Annotated in this window: 17 protein-coding genes; 13 read left to right on the top strand and 4 right to left on the bottom strand. The window is 54.5% G+C overall.

The window, feature by feature from the left end; all coding sequences use genetic code 11:
- Positions 1-32 precede the first annotated feature (32 nt).
- From RHM61_RS19990 to hutC, 4 genes are all read right to left on the bottom strand, one after another.
- Positions 33-227, bottom strand: a complete 195-nt coding sequence (locus RHM61_RS19990; protein WP_322249057.1) for a DUF3820 family protein — start codon at positions 225-227, stop codon at positions 33-35.
- 56 nt (positions 228-283) lie between these two features.
- Complete coding sequence (locus tag RHM61_RS19985; RefSeq protein ID WP_322249056.1) at positions 284-919, bottom strand: DUF2242 domain-containing protein; 636 nt, start codon at positions 917-919, stop codon at positions 284-286.
- A 94-nt stretch (positions 920-1,013) separates the two neighbouring features.
- Complete coding sequence (locus RHM61_RS19980; RefSeq protein ID WP_322249055.1) at positions 1,014-1,211, bottom strand: hypothetical protein; 198 nt, start codon at positions 1,209-1,211, stop codon at positions 1,014-1,016.
- A gap of 35 nt (positions 1,212-1,246) precedes the next feature.
- A complete protein-coding gene (gene hutC / locus RHM61_RS19975; protein WP_322249054.1) occupies positions 1,247-1,957 on the bottom strand; it encodes a histidine utilization repressor in 711 nt (236 codons plus the stop codon).
- 153 nt (positions 1,958-2,110) lie between these two features.
- Here hutC and hutU point away from each other — a divergent pair, with 153 nt between their 5' ends.
- From hutU to RHM61_RS19910, 13 genes are all read left to right on the top strand, one after another.
- Complete coding sequence (gene hutU, locus RHM61_RS19970) at positions 2,111-3,814, top strand: urocanate hydratase (protein WP_322249053.1); 1,704 nt, start codon at positions 2,111-2,113, stop codon at positions 3,812-3,814.
- Between the two features lie 42 nt (positions 3,815-3,856).
- Complete coding sequence (gene hutH / locus RHM61_RS19965; RefSeq protein WP_322249052.1) at positions 3,857-5,419, top strand: histidine ammonia-lyase; 1,563 nt, start codon at positions 3,857-3,859, stop codon at positions 5,417-5,419.
- 45 nt (positions 5,420-5,464) lie between these two features.
- The gene (locus RHM61_RS19960; protein WP_322249051.1) at positions 5,465-6,031 is read left to right on the top strand and encodes a HutD family protein; all 567 of its coding nucleotides are present in this window, start codon (positions 5,465-5,467) and stop codon (positions 6,029-6,031) included.
- Positions 6,031-7,272, top strand: a complete 1,242-nt coding sequence (gene hutI / locus RHM61_RS19955; RefSeq protein WP_322249050.1) for an imidazolonepropionase — start codon at positions 6,031-6,033, stop codon at positions 7,270-7,272. The genes RHM61_RS19960 and hutI overlap by 1 nt, the downstream gene beginning before the upstream one ends.
- A gap of 291 nt (positions 7,273-7,563) precedes the next feature.
- On the top strand, positions 7,564-11,013 hold the full coding sequence (locus RHM61_RS19950) for a DUF748 domain-containing protein (RefSeq protein ID WP_322249049.1): 3,450 nt from the start codon (positions 7,564-7,566) through the stop codon (positions 11,011-11,013).
- A gap of 119 nt (positions 11,014-11,132) precedes the next feature.
- Positions 11,133-11,525 carry a response regulator gene (locus RHM61_RS19945; protein ID WP_322249048.1) on the top strand — a complete coding sequence of 131 codons (393 nt, stop codon included), beginning with the start codon at positions 11,133-11,135 and terminating at the stop codon, positions 11,523-11,525.
- Positions 11,526-13,178, top strand: coding sequence for a diguanylate cyclase (locus RHM61_RS19940; RefSeq protein WP_322249047.1), 1,653 nt, complete (start codon positions 11,526-11,528; stop codon positions 13,176-13,178).
- Positions 13,179-13,248: 70 nt separating this feature from the next.
- The gene (locus RHM61_RS19935; protein WP_322249046.1) at positions 13,249-13,983 is read left to right on the top strand and encodes an SIMPL domain-containing protein; all 735 of its coding nucleotides are present in this window, start codon (positions 13,249-13,251) and stop codon (positions 13,981-13,983) included.
- Positions 13,984-14,097: 114 nt separating this feature from the next.
- Entirely contained in the window at positions 14,098-14,964 is an 867-nt protein-coding gene (pssA, locus tag RHM61_RS19930; protein ID WP_322249045.1) for a CDP-diacylglycerol--serine O-phosphatidyltransferase, read from the top strand.
- A 349-nt stretch (positions 14,965-15,313) separates the two neighbouring features.
- Positions 15,314-16,852, top strand: a complete 1,539-nt coding sequence (locus tag RHM61_RS19925) for a 2-isopropylmalate synthase (protein ID WP_322249044.1) — start codon at positions 15,314-15,316, stop codon at positions 16,850-16,852.
- Between the two features lie 160 nt (positions 16,853-17,012).
- Positions 17,013-17,282 carry a 30S ribosomal protein S15 gene (rpsO, locus tag RHM61_RS19920; RefSeq protein WP_322249043.1) on the top strand — a complete coding sequence of 90 codons (270 nt, stop codon included), beginning with the start codon at positions 17,013-17,015 and terminating at the stop codon, positions 17,280-17,282.
- Positions 17,283-17,505: 223 nt separating this feature from the next.
- On the top strand, positions 17,506-19,635 hold the full coding sequence (gene pnp / locus RHM61_RS19915) for a polyribonucleotide nucleotidyltransferase (RefSeq protein WP_322249042.1): 2,130 nt from the start codon (positions 17,506-17,508) through the stop codon (positions 19,633-19,635).
- Positions 19,636-19,747: 112 nt separating this feature from the next.
- On the top strand, positions 19,748-20,725 hold the full coding sequence (locus RHM61_RS19910; protein WP_322249041.1) for an NAD(P)H-quinone oxidoreductase: 978 nt from the start codon (positions 19,748-19,750) through the stop codon (positions 20,723-20,725).
- Positions 20,726-20,761 lie beyond the last annotated feature (36 nt).

Genomic DNA, 20,761 nt, shown 5'->3' with positions numbered 1-20,761 from the left:
GCAACTATCCTGACACCGAGGGCATCCCCCACTCAACGCGGCGCTACCAAGCCTTCACCAGCCCGCAAAGGCAGCAACAGCGATCGCAAATCATTGTGATCGATTTCATACATCAGGGCCAACAGTCGGCCAATTTCGCCGTTAGGGAAACCTTCGCGTGCGAACCAGCCCAGATAGTGGCCGGGCAAATCGGCGATGACGCGGCCTTGATATTTTCCGTATGGCATTTTGAAACTCTGCAGTCGCGCGAGGTCATCGGTTTGCCTGGCTTTATCAAACATATTCAATTTGCCTCATGCGGGGCCGGGGTTTTCAGTTCCGGTGGGGGGCTCGGGGTGGGGCCGAGATTTTCTGGCAGCAGCATATCTTTCTTGTCGGTGTCGCTTTCATTCGGGTAGCGTGTGCTGTCTAAGTAGCGATCGAGCAAGTCAAAAAATTGATTGTAAAATTGACCGGTCGGTATCGTTTCACTGGCAACTTTGACTAAAGCATCATCGGTGGAACCGAAGGGCAGCGAGACCGAGCCGATCGCTGAGACGCCGATGCTGGCGGAATTATTGCTCTTTTTGAGCGAGTAGCGGTCGCGTATGGCATTGGCAAAAACAGTCGTGCTGTTGCTACCTTTGCTATCGGCCACGCAAACGACATTGAATTCGATTTCGGAATGCACATCGGCATCGTGCTGGTATTTGCGGCGGCCTTTGATTAAGGTTTTTTGCCAATCATTAATCACATAGCCTTGGCTGAGCAGGGCGCGCCGTGCCGCTTCGCAAGCGCTTTGATCGGTGCCGGCAAAACTGCGTGTGAATACATTGGTTTGGCCGAATTCTTCATGCTGCAATTTTGAGGAGTTATTGGTCGAACAGGCAGCCAGCATGAGTAAAACGGGGAGTAACAATAAAAAGCGACGACACATCATTGAGTCAGTACCAAGGTTGATGCAAAAGTTTGACAAGCGCCGATGCCGCCGGTCGGTGGTATCGGGCGCTGTGTCTGGTTGAGTAAGCTGAACTTCAGGCCAGCGCTTCGGCGGCGGCTTGTTGCGGACTCAAACCGTCAAAAAACAAATCGGTGAACCATTCTATCTCTTCTTCAATGTGATCTTGCGCTTGGGCGACGCTGGCACCGCCGGCGACGAGCAAGGCTTCGACTTCGATACACCAAGCGATCAAGGCTTCTTCGTCGGGATCGAGCTCAATTTTTTTGGCCATATTGCTTCCTTATAGGGTGAGTCAGTGCTCGCTGATTAAAAACTGCCGGCAAATTGGTAATGTTGCCCCGGATGCCACATCGTGACAATGCTGGCAATTTTACCTTGGGAACGCGTTTTACGGTGCAATACCAAGCAGGCTTCCTTGGCAGAGATATGCAACATGGCGGCGATCTGTTTTGGTGGCAACAATGCCTCGATTCGGTAGTCGACTCCTTGCAACGGTGCCACTGCCACCAAGTATTCATTCGGTGTCATACGCGTAAAATCTTGCTGCAGATAAAACGGTGTGACCGTCGAATTGACCCAACGGTCTTCCACTTGTATCGCCAGATCGTTTTCAAAGTGCACAATCACCGAGTGATACAGGGCGTGTCCGGCTTTGACCTGAAATTCCAAGGCAAGTTGCTCATTGGCCGGTTTTTCTTTCAATTCGTGCAGTTCGCTGCGGTGGCGGTGGCCGCGCGAGCGAATTTCATCGGCGATGCTTTTGATTTCGACCAGCGTGGCTTGGTACTTTTGCTGCGCGACATAGGTGCCGGAACCTTGAATACGTTGCAAGATTTGTTCGCTGCTCAGTTCGCGCACGGCGCGGTTGACGGTCATGCGCGAGACTTGGAATTGTTCGGCCAACATGGCTTCGGAAGGAATGGCCGCACCTTCTTTCCAGGTGCCGGCTTGGATTTCGCGTAACAGATAGTCTTTGATGGTTTGAAACGCCGGCGCGGGGGTTGGTTTTTTTAACACGGGATTCCTGCTGATGAATTTGCCCTATTGTCGCATTAGTTGCACTAAAAATCCGCTTGCAAAAGTTGTATATACAACTTACACTTCAGAAAAAGCCGGACGCTTGTTGTCATGCCGTCCAATTCTAATTTCATCAAGACCGGGAGACTCCGCATGCCGCACGCCTTAGACAATGATCCTCGCTGGGACGCCAGTCGCGTTATCCACGCTCCACACGGTGCCGAAAAAGTGTGTAAGACCTGGGTCGCCGAAGCCGCTTACCGCATGCTGCAGAATAATTTGGATCCGGCGGTGGCGGAAAATCCTCAGCATCTGGTGGTGTATGGTGGTATCGGCCGCGCGGCGCGCGATTGGGCTTGCTATGATCAGATTCTGGCTTCGCTCAAAGACTTGGAAGAAGACGAAACCCTGCTGATCCAATCGGGCAAGCCGGTCGGGATTTTTCAAACCCATGCCGATGCGCCGCGCATCCTCATCGCCAATTCGAATCTGGTACCGAAGTGGGCCAATTGGGAACACTTCAATGAACTCGATCGCAAGGGTTTGTTCATGTACGGTCAAATGACGGCTGGCAGTTGGATTTACATCGGCACCCAGGGCATCGTTCAAGGTACCTACGAAACCTTTGCCGAAGCCGGGCGTCAGCATTATCAGGGCGATTGGGGCGGGCGCTGGATACTCACCGCCGGTCTTGGTGGCATGGGTGGCGCGCAGCCGCTGGCCGCCAGTTTCGCCGGTGCCGTATCGCTCAATATCGAATGTCAGCAAGCCAGCATCGATTTCCGTCTGCGTACCCGGTATGTCGACAAACAGGCGGCCGATCTCGATGAGGCGCTGGCGCTGGTGGCCTACCACTGCGAACGGCGGGAAGCGATCTCGATTGCTTTGCTCGGCAATGCCGCCGAGATTTTACCCGAACTGGTAAGGCGCGCCCAAGCCGGTGGCCTGCGGCCCGATATGGTGACCGACCAAACCTCGGCGCACGATTTGATCAATGGTTATCTGCCGGCTGGCTGGACGGTGGCGCAATGGAAGGCGGCGCAGCCGGATCCGGCGCGGCATGCCGAACTGACCGCCGCCGCCGCGCAGTCGTGTACTGTGCATGTGCAAGCGATGCTGGATTTTCATGCGCTGGGCATTCCTACCGTTGATTACGGCAATAATATTCGCCAAGTCGCGTTCGATCACGGTCTGACGCAAGCCTTCGATTTCCCCGGCTTTGTGCCGGCCTATATTCGGCCGCTGTTCTGTGATGGCAAGGGGCCGTTCCGTTGGGTGGCGCTGTCGGGTGATCCTGAGGATATCCGCAAGACCGATGCCAAAATCAAACAATTGTTTCCGGAAAATACAGGCGTGCACAAGTGGTTGGATATGGCAGCCGAGCGGATTGCCTTCCAAGGTTTGCCGGCGCGTATATGCTGGCTGGGTTTGGGTGAGCGTCATTTAGCTGGTCTGGCGTTCAATGAAATGGTACGCACGGGCGAACTCAGTGCACCGATCGTGATCGGCCGCGACCATCTCGATACCGGTTCGGTGGCGAGCCCGAATCGCGAAACCGAAGCGATGATGGATGGTACCGATGCCGTGTCCGATTGGCCCTTGCTCAATGCCATGCTCAATACCGCCGGCGGTGCCAGCTGGGTTTCGCTGCACCATGGCGGCGGCGTTGGTATGGGCTATTCGCAGCATTCCGGTATGGTCATCGTGGCCGATGGCAGTGCTGCCGCCGATAAGCGGCTGGCACGGGTGTTGGTCAATGATTGTGGCTCGGGTGTGATGCGTCATGCTGATGCCGGCTATCCGCAGGCACAGGCGTGCGCCCGGCGTGCCGGCTTGCAGTTACCAATGTTGAAATAAGCACGGCAGCTACCACTTACCGCTACCCAGAACAGGTTTTTTATGAACGATACAAATAACACGATTAATCCGACTTTCACCATCCAAGCAGGCCGCTTGAGTTTGGCCGATTTACGCGCGGTTTGGCAGCGCGCCGCCCCCTTGCAATTGGCCGCCGAGGCGTATCCGGCCATCGATGCCGCCGCTGCCACGATTGCCCGCATCGTTGCCAAGGGCGAGGCTGCCTACGGTATTAATACCGGCTTTGGCAAGCTGGCCAAAACCCGCATTCCTGACGAACAACTCGAGCTGTTACAGCGGAATTTAATTCTCTCGCATTCGGTTGGCTCCGGTGAGTTGATTGCCGACGATGTTTGTCGTTTGATTTTGCTGATGAAAATCGCCAGCCTGGCGCGCGGCTATTCCGGCATCCGTGCCAGTGTCATCGACAGCATGATTGCCTTGTTCAATGCCGGCATCATGCCGGCTATTCCGGTCAAAGGCTCGGTCGGCGCTTCCGGCGATTTGGCCCCGCTCTCGCACATGAGCTTGGCCTTGATGGGCGAGGGTATGGTGCGGGTGAATGGCAGCTTGCTGCCGGCCGCTGCGGCGCTGGCTGCGGCCGGTATCGCACCGGTGGTGTTGGCAGCGAAAGAAGGGCTGGCGCTGATCAATGGCACGCAGGTGTCGACCGCGCTGGCGCTGAACGGCTTGTTTTTGGCCGAGCGCTTGCTCGAAGCCGCTACCATTACCGGCGCTTTGTCGGTCGACGCGGCCAAAGGCAGCGACGCGCCGTTCGATTCGCGCATTCACGCCAGCCGTGGTCAGCCGGGGCAGATCGCTACCGCGGAAATTTATCGTACCCTGCTGGCGGACAGTGAAATTCGGCGCTCACATTTAGTCAATGACGAACGGGTGCAAGATCCCTATTGCTTGCGCTGTCAACCGCAAGTCATGGGGGCTTGTCTTGATCTCATCAATAATGCGGCGCGTACTTTGCTCATTGAAGCCAATGCCGTCACCGATAACCCGCTGGTGTTCGTCGAGACTGGCGAAGTGATTTCGGGTGGGAATTTTCACGCCGAACCGGTTGCGTTTGCCGCCGATAGCTTGGCCTTGGCCATTGCCGAAATCGGTTCGATCGCCGAGCGCCGTATCGCCTTGTTGATCGATGCCTCGATTTCCGGTTTGCCGCCGTTTTTGGTGCCGTCTTCGGGCCTTAACTCCGGCTTCATGATTGCGCATGTGACGGCGGCGGCACTGGCTTCAGAAAATAAATCGCACGCCCACCCAGCCAGCGTCGACACGATTCCAACTTCGGCCAATCAGGAAGACCATGTCAGTATGGCGACCTTCGGGGCGCGCCGTCTGCACGAAATGGCGCACAATACCGGCACCATCATCGGGATAGAATTACTGGCAGCCGTTCAAGGCATCGATTTCCATGCGCCTTTGCAGACCTCGGCAATGCTGGTGCAAGTGCAAAAATTACTGCGCGCGAAAGTGGCGTTTTACGATAAAGACCGCTTTTTTGCACCCGATATCGAAGCCGCGAAAGGCTTGGTGATGGCCGGGCAGGTCAGTGCTGCTTGTCAGTCGCTGTATCAACGTCTGTATCTGGCTTAAGGCGCAGCGCTCATGCAGGTATGGAAATCCCATGATAGTCTCCCCATGCCTTGGAAAAACGGCGGCGGCAGTACGACCGAGTTGGCGGTATTCCCGGCCGGGGCCGGGCTCGACGATTTTGTTTGGCGTTTGAGTCGGGCCGAGATCTGCCGTGACGGGCCATTTTCGTTTTTTCCTGGTATTGATCGCAGCTTGGCGCTCTTGTCCGGCGATGGCTTGGTTTTGCAGGACGACAGCACTGCCACGAGCATGCGGGTCGGCGGTGCGCCACATGTTTTTGCCGGTGAACGCGCCGTGCATGCGCACTTGCTGGAGTCTGCCGTGGTCGATCTCAATATCATGACCAGGCGCAGCCACTGCGTGCATCAGTTGCACAGGCTAGCTGTCGGTGAGCATGTGCTGGCGGCGACAGCGGCCGAGCAGCTGTTGCTCTATTGCGTATCCGGCGAGCTGCTCTTAGCGGCCAGCGAGCCGGCTGAGTGCTCGCTCAGTAGCGGCGATGTCTGCCTGTTGACGCCATCCGCAGCGGGCTTGAAACAGCGCTGTCAGGTCGCGCAAACGGCGCAAGCTTGGCTGATACGATTACATTTTTTCAAGCAAGGAGAAAGCTGATGCCGCATTGGGACAGTCTGTGGACTAATCTGCATGTCGCCACGATGGTCGATGGCTATGGTGTGGTGCGCGACGCCGCCGTGGCTGTACAGGATGGACAGCTCGCTTGGATCGGCCAGCACAGTGATTTACCCGCGCACTGCCGCGCCACTACGCAGTATGAAGGCGGCGGTGCCTGGCTGTTACCGGGCTTGATCGACTGTCATACCCATCTCGTGTATGCCGGTAACCGCAGCGATGAATTTGAGGCGCGCCTCAATGGCGTCAGTTATGCCGACATCGCCCGTCAGGGCGGCGGCATTCTGGCTACCGTGCGCGCCACCCGTGCCGCCAGTGAAGAGCAATTGTTGGCGGCCAGTTTGCCGCGTCTGCATGCCATGCTGGAACAGGGCATGACTACGCTGGAAATCAAATCCGGTTACGGTCTCGATGTGGCGACCGAAGCGCGGATCTTGCGCGTGGCGCGCCGCATCGGCCGTGATTTCCCGGTGCGTGTGAAAACCAGCTTTCTCGGTGCGCACGCGCTGCCACCGGAGTATCTGGGGCGCGCCGATGCCTACATCGATCTGGTCTGTGATGTCATGCTGCCAGCCTTGGTGGCCGATGGTTTGCTTGATGCCGTCGATGCATTTTGTGAGCACATAGGCTTCACCCCGGGGCAGACCGAACGGGTATTTCAAGCGGCGCAGGCGCATGGTTTGCCAGTCAAATTGCATGCCGAGCAATTATCGGATCAGGGCGGGGCGGCCTTGACCGCTCGGTATCGTGGCTTATCGGCCGATCATCTCGAATATTTGTCGCCGGCAGGAATTGCCGCGATGGCCGAGTACGGCACGGTGGCCGTGTTGTTACCCGGTGCATATTACTTCCTGCGTGAAACGCAATTGCCACCGCTGCAGGGTTTGCGCGCAGCCGGCGTGCCGATAGCCTTGGCGACCGATTGCAATCCCGGCACGGCACCGCTGACTTCCTTGCTTTTGAGTATGAATATGGCATGCACGCTGTTTCGCATGACACCATTGGAAGCTTTGCAAGGCGTCACGTGTCATGCGGCGCGTGCGCTGGGCTTGGCCGCTGAGTGCGGCAGCTTGGTTGTCGGTCGGGCCGCCGATTTCGGTTTGTGGCAAATTGAACGGCCGGCCGACTTGGCTTACCGGATTGCTGGCCCCGGGCCCTTGTGTACTGTATTCGCGGGAAACATTGTGGCTGGGAAGGCGCAGCCAGTGAGCAATGATGTGTAGCTAATACGTAATATATTTTTTGCAATTGTTTACCTCAAGGTGCGGGGGTTTATTTTTGCAATTTGCTATCAGGACGTATAATGTAAAGAATTATAGATACGGCAAGGTGTCGCGGCCTTGATGCCGACGCCGATTGCGCCTTCCAGCAAGCTGCACAATGCTCGTATCTGCCTGAAAGTCGCACACATGCCGAGGTTGCCCGTGACAAATCCCTTCCCTGTTCTGCTCCGCGCTGTGCCGCGCTTAAAGCCTTGGCTAATTGGTGTCGCTGTACTTTTTTTGCTATCGGCAGTGCTGAGTTGGGCTTTTTTACCTGGCTATGTGAAACGGATTGCGATTGAACAAACGCAACAGCAAATCGGCCGTAAATTAGAACTTGATACCCTCAATTTTTCCCCGCTGCAATTAACTTTACGTATCGATGGTGTGCGCCTGTATGAAGCCGATGCGAAAACCCTGATGTTTTCGGCGCAGAGCGTGTTACTCAATCTGTCCCTGAGTTCCTTGTTTCACCAAGCGCTGGTGGTTGAGGAATTTCAACTGAGCAAACCGTCGCTGCATCTGCAACGACTCGATACCCATGGCCGCTACAATCTCAGCGACATTCTGGATAAACTGGCGGCCACACCGAGCAGCGGCGCACCGCTGCGCTTCGCCATCGCCAACATTGAGCTGCATGGCGGCAGTGTTGAACTCGATGACCATGTACTCGACAAGCAATTTCGCGTGAGCGAGCTGGAGCTGGGCTTGCCTTTCATTTCGAATTTCCCCAAGGCGATCAACAGCGTGGTGGAACCGAAATTGTCGGCCCGTATCAACGGTGCCGGCTTTGCTATGAATGCCAGAAGCACACCGTTTGCCAGCAGCTTGGAAACCCGTCTCGCCATCGATCTGAAAAAGCTTGATCTGGCGCAATTTGTTGGCTATCTACCGATCAGCTTGCCGCTGGAAATACGTCGCGCCGTCCTCAGTACCCAGCTTGATTTGGTCTTCAGTCGCGCCAAGCCAGCCCATATAGTGCTGCGCGGCGCGGTGCGCTTGCAAGATGTGCTGCTCAATGATTTGCATGCTTCACCCTTGCTGCAAGTGGCTGAATTACGCGCCGATATCAAATCACTTGACTTACTCACTTCTGCGCTCGAACTCAATCGGCTGCAGTTGCAATCTCCGCAAGTGTGGTTAGCGATCAGTCGAAAAGCCGGCCTTAATTGGGCTAGCCTTGCTCCTGCCAGCAGCGCCAAGCCTGCACCGACCAGCCCATCGGCCAGTCCGTCGGCCTTAGCAAATCTAAAACTGCAGGATCTCGTCATCGCCGATGGTCAATTACACTTCAGCGACGATGTGCATGCTCAACCGCAGCAACAAGTCGAATTGCAAAACATATCGCTGCACCTGCAGGGGCTGGCCAGCGCCGCTACGGCGGCACCGGCACGTATCGAACTGAGCTTGGCCAGCGGCGATGCCGGGCAGCTCGAATTCAGTGGCCAGTTTGCCCCGCATGCTGGCAGTCTGGATGGCAAACTGGTACTCAAACAAATCGCTTTGGCTTCGTACCAGAGTTTTCTCGCTCCTGTCCTGCACGCGCAAGTCAGTGGGGTACTCAACGCCAGCACTGAGTTGGCCGTGCATGAGCAGAATCTATCTCTCAAAGCTTTATCCTTGCAACTGGAGAAATTGCGCGTACAAGGCAAACCGGCCGACGGCAGTCTGGCCTGGTCCAGCTTGGCGCTCGATGGTTTGGCGCTTGACAGCAGTGCCCGCAGCGTGACGATGGAAAAATTGGCCGTCAATGGTTTGCAGCTCGATGTACAACGCGATGCCCAAGCTCGTTTGGGCATGCTGAACTGGTTAGCGCCGGCTGCCAGCAAGTCGGCCGCCACTACTGCGCCTGCCAGTCCGGCCTGGAAAGTCATGTTGGCCGGTTTTTCTGTGCAAGATGGGAAAATTCGTTTTACCGACCATGCGGTGCAGCCGCAGGTGGCGCTGAGCGCCGAGGCGATCGGATTGCAATTGACGGGCATCAGCAGCGATGCCTCGAGCGCGACCCAATTCAGCTTGCAATCTCAGCTCAATCGCAAGGGTAAGTTTAATCTCAAGGGCCAGCTCGGCAGCGCCTGGCAGGCGCTCGATGTTGCCATCGATGCACAAAGCTTACCGGTAGCTGCTTTGTATCCGTATTTTTCCCAATATTTGAATGTCGAATTGAATAAGGGTGATGCCAATGCCAAAGGCCAGCTCACAGTGCGCAAGCTGTTACAAGCCACACCGGAAATCGGCTACGACGGTGCCCTCAGTTTGAACGACTTCCGCATGTTTGAACCTGGCAGCGATGACGATTTCCTCGAGTGGAAGGGTATTCTCCTCGATGGTGTGCATGCGCGTTTCGGTGCGGCAGCGCCGCTGGTAAGTGTAAAAAAATTGGCCTTGAATGACTTTTTTGCCCGCGTTATCTTGTCTGATAAAGGGCGCTTGAATTTAGAAAATATCATTGTCCCGCAGCCGGCTTTGAGCAGCGCAGCAGCGCCCACGTCGGCACCAGCGTCGGCACCGGCCATCATCCGCATCGCCCAAACCGCGCTGCTCGGCGGGAATATCAACTTCACCGATCATTTCATTAAACCGAATTACCGCGCCAATCTCACCAATCTCAGCGGTAACATCGGCTTGATCGCCTCGGACAATCCGCAAGCTGCCGATGTGGAGTTGCATGGCAAAGTAGATGATGACGCGCCCTTGCTGATTGCCGGTGCCATTAATCCGCTGTCGGCACCGATTTTTATCGACATCACCGGCAGTGCCAATGGTTTGGAGCTGACTCGTTTGACGCCGTATGCGGCCAAGTATGCCGGTTATGCGATAGAAAAAGGCAAGCTGTCTATGCAAGTCAGCTACCATATCGAGAAGGGCCAACTCAATGCCAATAATTCGGTCAATCTCGATCAACTGACTTTCGGTGAGCGTATCGATAGCCCAACCGCGACCAAATTACCATTGACCTTGGCGATCGCCTTGCTGCGCGATAATGAGGGGCGCATCGCGATCAACCTGCCGATCAGCGGTACTTTATCGGATCCGCAGTTTTCAGTCGGTGGCATCATCTTCAAAGTCTTGGTCAATGTCATCACCAAAGCCGTCACCTCACCGTTTTCTTTACTCGGTTCGATGTTCGGCGGTGGTGCGGAACTCGCTTACATCGAATTTCAACCGGGGCAGTCCATCTTGGCCGCGGCGGCTACGGAAAAACTCGGCAATCTGGCCCAGGCACTGACGCAGCGCAGCGGCCTCAAGCTCGATATCATCGGCCGCGTTGATCCCGCCAGCGACACCGAGGGCGTGCGGCGCAATTTGTTGGACAGTCAATTGCGTGAGCAAAAATGGCGCGATATGCATCAGAAAGATCGCAGCATCAAAGCCGAACAATTGACGCTCGAAGACAGCGAACGCAGTAAATATATAGAACTGCTGTACCGCGCCGCCAAGTTCGACAAGCCGCGCAATGTCTTGGGTATAGCGCGCAGCTTGCCGACCGCCGAAGCCGAACAGCTGCTGTTGAAAAACCTCAGCGTATCGGCCGAAGACTTACGCGTGCTGGCGCAGAAACGCGCCGATGGCGTGCGTGATTATCTCGAGCAGGTCAAGCATATCGAGCGCGAACGCTTATTCTTGATCGCACCGAAACTGAGTGCCGATGGCATCAGCGACCACGGCCAGCCGAATCGGGTCGATTTCGAGATCAAATAGGCGGCGCTGCCGCCATATTCATTCAATATCAAGACTGCGCAAGGAATCTGATTGTGATGCCTGCCATCTTGATTTATGCTTGACTCAACGAGTCAGCCGTTTTCGCATAAGGAGTTTCCATGGTATCTGCAAGCCTCAAGCATATTTTGTATGTCGAAGACGATCCTGATATTCAAACGGTAGCGCAGATCGCGCTCGAAGTCGTCGGCGGGTTCAGCCTGACAATTTGCAGTTCCGGTGCCGCTGCGCTGGCCGAAGTGCATGGCAACTGCCGTCCCGATTTACTCCTGCTTGATGTGATGATGCCGAATATGGACGGCCCGACCACGTTGTTGGAATTGCGCAACATTGTTGCTACCAGCAATACCCCAGTGGTATTCATGACTGCTAAAGTACAGTCATCAGAAGTGGAATTGTACAAATCCCTAGGCGCAATCGGCGTCATCGCCAAACCCTTCGACCCCATGGAATTATCGGCTCAGGTGTTAAAGTTATGGCAAGAAAGAGCGTAAATGACGGAAAAAATCGACAGCTTGCAAGAAAAATTACGCGCGCTTGAGCTCGTTTTCGTTCAGAAATTACCGTCTAAATTCGAAGAAATTTCTGCTGCCATGCAGCTTTACATTGCCGATCGTAGCAACCGCGATGCCTTGGTGGTGTTGCACCGCCATTTACACACGATGGCCGGTTCCGCCGGTACTTTCGGCTTTGATGCCATCGGCGCGCAGGCGCGCGTGTTCGAGTCACAGATGAAACCATGGTTGGATCAAGTCGTGGCCAGTCACGGTGAACTGTTGGCCTTTGCGGCGCAAATGAAGCAGTATTTTCAAACCGCGCTGGAAGCGCTCAAAACACCGGCGCATGACAGTGCAGAGCTACCGCGCAGTCATGCCGAGGAAACGCTGGAGGCTGATTCGGCGCGCCTGATCTATTTGGTCGATGAAGACAGTTGCCAGCAGCAGGCGATCACGGTACAACTCGAACATTTCGGTTACGAAGTCGTGCGCATCGCCTTGCTCAAAGACTTGGCGCTGGCCGTGGCGACGCGCCGCCCCGATGTCATCGTTATCGAGCTGATTTTCCCCGAAGGGCGCTTGGCCGGTGCTGAAGAAATTCAAAAAATAGAACAACTGCAGCGTTTGCGCATACCGACCATCTTCGTATCCAAATCGAGTAGTTTCGAATCGCGGCTGTTGGCGGTGCGCGCCAGAGGCGACGGCTATTTCACCAAGCCCGTTGATGTGGTGACGCTGACCGAACGCATCGATGCGATACTGCAGCGTGATGTCAGCAATGGTTACCGAATTCTGATCGTCGACGATGATACCGTTACCTCGAAATTTTATGGGGCGATCTTGCGTGATGCCGGCATGAATGTCCGTCTGCTCAATGATCCTACCCAGATACTCGGTGTGATGACCGAATTTCGTCCGGAACTCTTGCTGCTTGATGTGTATATGCCGGTCTGTAGTGGCGTCGAACTTTCGCACTTGATACGCCAAGATAATTCGTATGTCGATGTGCCCATCGTATTTTTATCGAGCGAAGCCGATCTCGGTGAGCAATTGCTGGCCGTGCGTGCCGGTGCCGATGATTTCATCACCAAGCCGGTGGCACCGGAATACCTGATTTCTTCACTCTCGACGCGGGCCGAACGCTATCGTTCCTTGCGTGCGCTGATCATGCGCGATGGCTTGACGGGTTTGTACAACCATACCGCCATCAAAGAACAATTGGCCTCGGAAATTCTGCAAGCCGGGCGCAATGGTGCGCACTTAGCACTGGCCATGATCGATCTTGATAATTTTAAACAAGTCAACGATAACTATGGGCATGCTACCGGGGATCAAGTGCTGCGCACGCTGGCGCGCCTGTTGCGTCAACGCTTGCGCCGCAGCGATATTGTCGGTCGTTACGGCGGCGAAGAATTCGCCATCATTTTCCCCGACACTACCGCCAGCACCGCGCGGCGCGTGCTCGAGCAGGTGCGGCTGGCGTTTGCCAACATCCGCCAACATGCAGAAGAGGTGGAATTCTCGGTCAGTTTTTCGGGTGGGGTAGCCGATCTCGAAGCGAGCACCGATGCCGATGAATTATTTGATGTCGCCGATGCCGCCATGTATATTTCCAAGCAGAGCGGGCGCAATCGCATCAGCTTGGCTTGAACGGTTCGCAACTTTTTCCTGTGCCGCCGGTCTCAACGACGCCTGTTGGCATTTTTTAAGGAAAACAATTATGAAAAAAATCGTCTTCACTTGTGTTGCACTCGCCTGCAGCATGCCCGTGCTGGCACAAAGCCTGAGCGGTGCCGAGCTGAGTCTGGCCGGCAGCGCCGATATCCGCGCCGAAAACGATCAGGCCATCGTCACCTTCTTGGTAGAAGAACAAGATAAAGACAAAGCTGTGGCAGCCTCGCGGGTCAACCAGAAGATGAAACTGGGCACGGAAATTCTGAAACGCGAAGATCCGCAAGGGCAATACAGTACCCGCGCTTATTACAGCTACCCGGTGTATGCCGAGGTGCCGCCGGGTGCCGTCGGTGCCGCCCGTAAGCCGCAGCAGATTGGCTGGCGCAGTGGGCAGTATCTGGAATTGAAAACCACCAAGCTGCAGCAATTGCCGGCCACCGCGGCGGCGGCGCAGAAAGTGCTGGCCTTGAATGGTATCAGCTTCGGTTTGTCGGAGGCGGCCACTACGCGTCTCGAAGCTGAGCGTATCGCCGCCGGCTATCGTAATTTTACCGAAAAACTGCGCATGGTAACGGCCGCCATGGGCAAGAAAATCGAAGATGTGCAGATCACCTCACTCTCCTTTGATGGCGCAGCCAATGAAATGCAAACCTATGCCGTCGCCGCGCCGCGTATGTTGAAGGCCAGTCGTATGGAAAGTGATGCCGTGGCCGAGACCAGTTTTGAGCCGGGTACGACGCAACTGTCGATACGGGTGGCCGGTAAAATAATCATCAAATAGCCGGGGCGGATGATTTTGTCGGTTTTCCTGACTGGCAAACGCGGTTATACTGACGCCAACAACAGCAGGTCCTTGCCCGCCACGCGCGGGCGGTTTTTCTCATCTCAGACAAGCATGCCATCTTTTAATCGACGTAAACCCAAGGGTAGTTTCAAGCTCTTTCCAAAAGGCGTGCGCAAGGCCCAGCAACGCGGCGAAGGCGAAGGCCTCAGCGGCTCGCTTGAGCGCGTCAAACGCGGCCGCGGCATTTATCTGTTGCCCAATGCGTTTACCACTGCCGCCTTGTTCTGCGGTTTTTACGCTATCGTGATGGCGATGGATCAGCGTTTTGACAAGGCCAGCGTGGCGATTTTCATCGCTATGATACTCGACAGCCTCGATGGTCGGGTCGCGCGCATGACCAATACCCAAAGTGAATTCGGGGCGCAGTACGACAGTTTGTCCGACATGATCTCGTTCGGCGCGGCACCAGCCTTGGTGGCTTACGAATGGTCTTTGCGCGGCATGGATAAGCTGGGCTGGCTGGCCGCTTTCGTTTACTGTGCCGGGGCGGCGCTGCGGCTGGCGCGCTTCAATACCAATATCAGCGTGGTCGACAAGCGTTATTTTCAAGGTTTGCCCAGCCCAGCAGCAGCAGCCTTGGTGGCCGGCTTCATCTTGCTGATGAATGACTTGCATTTTTCTGGTGCCGAGTTGCACTGGTATGCTTGGAGCATCACCTTGTTCGCCGGTTTGACCATGGTGACCAATGTGCCGTTTTACAGTTTTAAAGATGTTAACCTCAAGCGTTCGGTGCCATTCATGGCACCTTTGCTGATCTTACTCATTTATGTGGTGGTCGTCAGCGATCCACCAAAGGTGTTGTTCGGTTTGTTTGTTTTGTATGGTTTGTCGGGTTATGCCGTGCTGTTATGGCGCTGGCGCAAGGGCCGTCCGATCAGCATCATCCAGACCAGCGTCGAACATGGCGACGAGAAATAAAATTCGGCATTCTTTCCTTAAAGCCACAATGCAGCCCCAGCATTGTGGCTTTTTTAATTTCCAGCCTGATTTAATTAGGTTTTGCCTGCTCTAAATTCTTGCACTTTTTTGTTTTCGCGCTTATAGTCTTTCACATGAACTTTCCTATAGCGATCATTGCAGCATCCCCTTTAGTCGGCGCCACGCGTCTGCTATCGCTATCGGCATTCATTCTAGTGCGGTAACGCGCACACCCTCATACCCCCCCAATTCGAGTCCCTGCTTATCCCTGTGCGCGCTGCAAGGATGGGGCCGAGAATAGCCAAAATTCAGTAACGACTTACATTTCGCATCATTTTCAGGAGAAATCATGGCAGACAAACTCATCATATTCGACACCACTTTGCGTGATGGCGAGCAATCCCCTGGCGCATCGATGACCAAGGATGAAAAAATCCGTATCGCCAAGCAGCTCGAACGACTGAAAGTCGATGTCATCGAAGCCGGTTTTGCTGCCGCTTCCCAAGGCGATTTCGAGTCGATCAAGGCGATTTCCTCGACCATCAAAGATTCCATCATCTGCTCGCTGTCGCGCGCCAATGATCGCGATATCGCGCGCGCGGCTGAAGCACTCGCCAGCGCCCAGCGTAAGCGGATTCATACCTTCATCGCGACCTCGCCCTTGCACATGGAGAAAAAGCTGCGCATGAGCCCGGATCAAGTGCTTGAGCAAGCGATCCAAGCGGTCCGCTATGCGCGTAATTTTACCGATGATGTCGAATTCAGCCCGGAAGATGGCAGTCGCTCGGAAATGGATTTCCTTTGCCGCGTGATTGAAGCCGTCATCAAAGAAGGCGCGACCACGATCAATTTCGCCGATACCGTCGGTTATGGCGTGCCTGAATTGTATGGTCACATGCTGAAAACTCTGCGCGAGCGCATCCCGAATTCGGACCAAGCAATTTGGTCGGTACATTGCCATAACGATCTCGGCATGGGTGTCGCCAATTCCTTGGCCGGTGTGATGATCGGTGGCGCACGTCAGGTCGAGTGCACCATTAATGGTTTGGGCGAGCGGGCCGGTAATACCGCGCTCGAAGAAATCGTCATGGCTATCCGTACCCGGAAAGATTACTACAATCTCGAACTCGGTATCGATGCCACGCAAATCGTGCCAGCCTCGAAATTGGTGTCGCAAATCACCGGCTTTGCGGTACAACCGAACAAAGCTGTGGTCGGTGCCAATGCCTTCGCCCACGCTTCCGGCATCCATCAAGATGGTGTCTTGAAGGCCCGTGACACCTATGAAATCATGCGTGCCGAAGATGTCGGCTGGAGCGCGAATAAAATTGTGCTCGGCAAATTATCGGGTCGCAATGCCTTCAAACAGCGTCTCGACGAACTTGGCATCACTTTAGAGTCGGAAACCGAAGTCAATGCCGCGTTTGCGCGTTTTAAAGAGCTGGCTGATCGCAAATCCGACATTTTCGATGAAGATATCCTGGCCTTGGTGTCGGATGAAGAGCAAGCCAATGATAAGGAAGCCTATCATTTCGTTTCCTTGGCCCAGCACTCGGAAACCGGTGAAATGCCGCACGCGAAAGTGGTGTTTTCGAATCAGGGTAGCGAAGTCCATTGCGAAGGCAGTGGCAATGGTCCGGTTGATGCGATTGTCAACGCGATCGAATCGAAAGTCGCCAGCGGTGCTGAATTGCTGCTCTTTTCAGTCAATGCCATCACCACCGGCACCCAGTCGCAAGGCGAGGTGACGATGCGTCTGTCGAAAGCTGGTCGGATTGTTAACGGCGTTGGTGCCGATCCGGATATCGTGGTCGCTTCGACCAAGGCTTATCTGGCAGCATTGAATAAACTCGAATCGAAATCCGAGAAACTCAATCCACAGGTTTGATTTTTCACATCGTTTCATGTTATATTTGCCGGTCCCGTCAATCCGACGGGGTTTGAAGCTCACGATAATGATGGTATTGCCATAGTATTGGCAAGGTCATGACGATGGTGTCGGTCATTACCGACACGGTCACTGTTGTTATCGCATGTAAAGGAAAATAATGTCTATTGAAAAAAATGCAAAAGCCGCTATCGTCGCCGATAACGCACGTGGCCTCAATGATACCGGTTCACCGGAAGTGCAAGTCGCTCTGTTGACAGCACGTATCAATGACCTCAACGGTCACTTCAAAGCGCATGGTAAAGATCACCATTCCCGCCGCGGTTTGATCATGATGGTCAACCGTCGTAAGAGCCTGTTGTCTTACCTCAAAGGTAAAGACTTGAATCGCTATCGTTCGCTGATCGAAAAACTCGGCTTGCGTAAGTAATTTTTGCTTAACCTGGCAAATAATTCATAGTAAAAAGCCTGCGTCAGTTGACTGTCGCAGGCTTTTTGCTTTTCAGTACAGAGCAGTATGGTAATAAGTGGTTTTGGTGAAGTTTTCAAGTTATTGGCTTGAAAATCAGCAAAAAAGCAATCTTGATCGATTGCTCGCGGTGAGGTGAACGACAGCCCCTGAAAATCTGTCGGCATATTCGAAAGGACACATTGTGTTTAATAAAGTTACTAAAACCTTCCAGTACGGTCAGCACACAGTTACGCTGGAAACCGGTGAAATCGCCCGTCAAGCTTCGGGTGCCGTGCTGGTATCGATAGAAGATACCGTGGTATTGGCGACAGTTGTTGCCAGAAAAGATGCCAAACCAGGCCAGGATTTCTTCCCCCTGACCGTTGATTACATGGAAAAAACCTATGCAGCCGGTCGTATTCCCGGTGGTTTTTTCAAACGTGAAGGCCGTCCTTCCGAAAAAGAAACGCTGACTTCGCGTCTGATCGACCGTCCTATCCGTCCGTTGTTCCCGGAAGGCTACCTCAATGAAGTTCAGGTCATCATCCATGTCTTGTCGGTCAATCCGGAAATCGATCCGGACATTGCTGCCATGATCGGTGCTTCGGCCGCTATTTCAGTTTCCGGTATTCCTTTCAGTGGCCCGGTCGGTGCTGCGCGCGTCGGTTATATCGATGGCCAGTACGTGCTCAATCCAACTGCCAGCCAATTGAAAACTTCCAAGCTCGACTTGGTTGTCGCCGGTACCGAACAAGCCGTTTTGATGGTGGAATCGGAAGCCCAGCAATTGTCGGAAGAAATCATGCTCGGTGCCGTGGTATTCGGTCACGAACAAATGAAAGCCGTCATCGATGCGATCCATGACTTGGTACGTGACGGTGGTAAGCCGGAAGTCGAATGGGCACCAGCACCGAAAAACGAGCCGCTGATCGCTGCTGTCACTGCCGTGGCTGAGCCACTGCTGCGCGCCGCTTATCAGATCAAAGAAAAGCAAGCGCGTACTGAAAAACTCAAGGCGGCCAACTCGGCGGTCGCCGCTGCTTTGGCTGCACAAGCAGCCGCCAGCGGTCAGGCTACGCCTGATTCGGGTGAAGTCGGCAATGTCATATTCGACCTCGAAGCGAAAATCGTTCGTTCCCAGATCCTCGACGGCGAACCGCGTATCGATGGCCGTGATACACGCACGGTCCGTCCTATCACGATCCGCACTGGCATTCTGCCGCGCACGCATGGTACTGCCTTGTTTACTCGTGGCGAAACCCAAGCGCTGGTAATCGCCACGCTCGGTACTGCGCGCGACGAACAAAAAATCGATGCCTTGATGGGTGAGTACACCGATCGCTTCATGTTGCATTACAACATGCCTCCGTTCGCTACTGGTGAAACTGGTCGCGTCGGCACGCCTAAGCGTCGTGAAATCGGTCATGGTCGTTTGGCTAAACGTGCTCTGGCTGCTGCTTTGCCAGATCCGGAAGATTTCAGCTACTCGGTCCGTTTGGTATCGGAAATCACGGAATCGAATGGTTCTTCGTCGATGGCTTCGGTCTGCGGCGGTTGCCTGGCCTTGATGGACGCCGGTGTACCGATGAAGGCGCACGTCGCCGGTATCGCCATGGGCTTGATCAAAGATGGCAATAAATTTGCTGTCTTGACCGATATCCTCGGCGATGAAGATCACTTGGGTGACATGGACTTTAAAGTCGCCGGTACCGCTGCCGGTATCACGGCCCTGCAAATGGATATCAAAATCCAAGGTATCACCAAGGAAATCATGCAGGTCGCATTGGCGCAAGCTAAAGAAGGCCGCGTACATATCCTCAATATCATGCAAGCTGCCGTACCAGTTGGCAATACGGAATTGTCCGACTTCGCACCACGCCTGATCACGGTCAAGATTAATCCGGAAAAAATCCGTGATGTCATCGGCAAAGGCGGCGCGGTCATTCGTGCACTGACAGAAGAAACCGGTACGCAAATCGACATCAGCGACGAAGGTATCGTCACCATCGCCTCCGTCGATGCAGCGGCTGGTCAAGAAGCCAAGCGTCGTATCGAAGAATTGACGGCGGAAGTGGAAGTCGGCAGAGTCTACGAAGGTACCGTCTTGAAATTGCTCGATTTCGGCGCGATTGTACAAATCATGCCAGGCAAAGATGGTTTGTTGCACATCAGTCAAATCGCCAACGAGCGCGTGAATGCGGTTGCTGACTACCTCAAAGAAGGTCAGCAAGTGCGTGTCAAAGTACTTGAAACGGATGACCGTGGTCGTTTCAAACTGTCGATGAAAGCCGCGCTGGCCGAAGTCGACGCGCAGCCACAGCAACAGCAGTAATTTGCTTTGCCGGCAGCAGTCGGCATTGCCTCAGACACCCGTGCCCGAGCTTCGCGCACGGGTGTTTTTTTCTTCGCATACAATAGAGCCTTAACTTACCCGGAGTGTGCCCATGCGTGCCATAGAAATCAGCCAGTACGGCGGTCCCGAAGTCTTGCAATTATGCGAACGCGCGCAGCCGCAAGCCGGTGCCGGTGAAGTCTTGATCAAAGTCCATGCGGCTGGCATCAATCGTCCTGATGTCTTACAGCGTCTCGGTTTTTACCCGGTGCCCCCCGGTGCCTCTGATCTGCCGGGCTTGGAAGTTGCCGGTGAAATTGTCGGCGGCGATCTCGCTGGTAGTCAGTTTGCCCTCGGTGATCAGGTCTGTGCCTTAGTGCAGGGTGGCGGCTATGCCGAGTACTGTGTGGCCCCGCTGGGGCAGTGCTTGCCAGTCCCGGCCGGCTTATCGATGTTAGAAGCGGCTTCGTTGCCAGAAACTTATTTTACCGTGTGGTCGAATGTGTTTCAGCGCGCCCGCTTGCAAAGCGCAGAGAGTTTGCTGGTGCAGGGCGGTACTTCCGGTATTGGTGTAGCTGCAATACAAATTGCCCGCGCACTTGGTCATCGTGTATTTGCCACTGCGGGTAGTGAAGAGAAATGCCGCGCAACCGAGCGTCTCGGTGCCGAGCGCGGTATCAATTATAAAACCGAGCAATTCGCCGATGTGGTCAAGCAATTGACGGATGACAAAGGTGTCGATGTGATTCTCGATATGGTTGCCGGTAGCTATATTCCGCAAGAAATTGCTTGCCTGGCTGATGATGGTCGCATTGCCATTATTGCTTTGCTGGGTGGGACACATGCTGATGTTGATTTTTCGCAAGTTTTGCGTCGACGCTTGACTATCACCGGTGCCACACTGCGGCCGCGTTCGGTGGCTTTCAAGGCAATCGTGGCGGCAGAGCTGCAAAATCGGGTCTGGCCATTGCTTGAGAGTAAAGAAATTGCCCCTATTATTCATCAGGTGTTTCCCTTGGATCAAGCGGCACAGGCGCATCGCATGATGGAAGAGGGCGCGCATATCGGTAAAATCATCTTGAAATTGTAATATTTTGCCGACTTTTCGCTGTGTAAGCGGCGATCT

It is taken from the genome of Undibacterium sp. CCC3.4, assembly GCF_034347425.1.
Taxonomy (GTDB): Bacteria; Pseudomonadota; Gammaproteobacteria; order Burkholderiales; family Burkholderiaceae_D; genus Undibacterium.
This window is presented reverse-complemented; position numbering and strand designations above follow the sequence as displayed.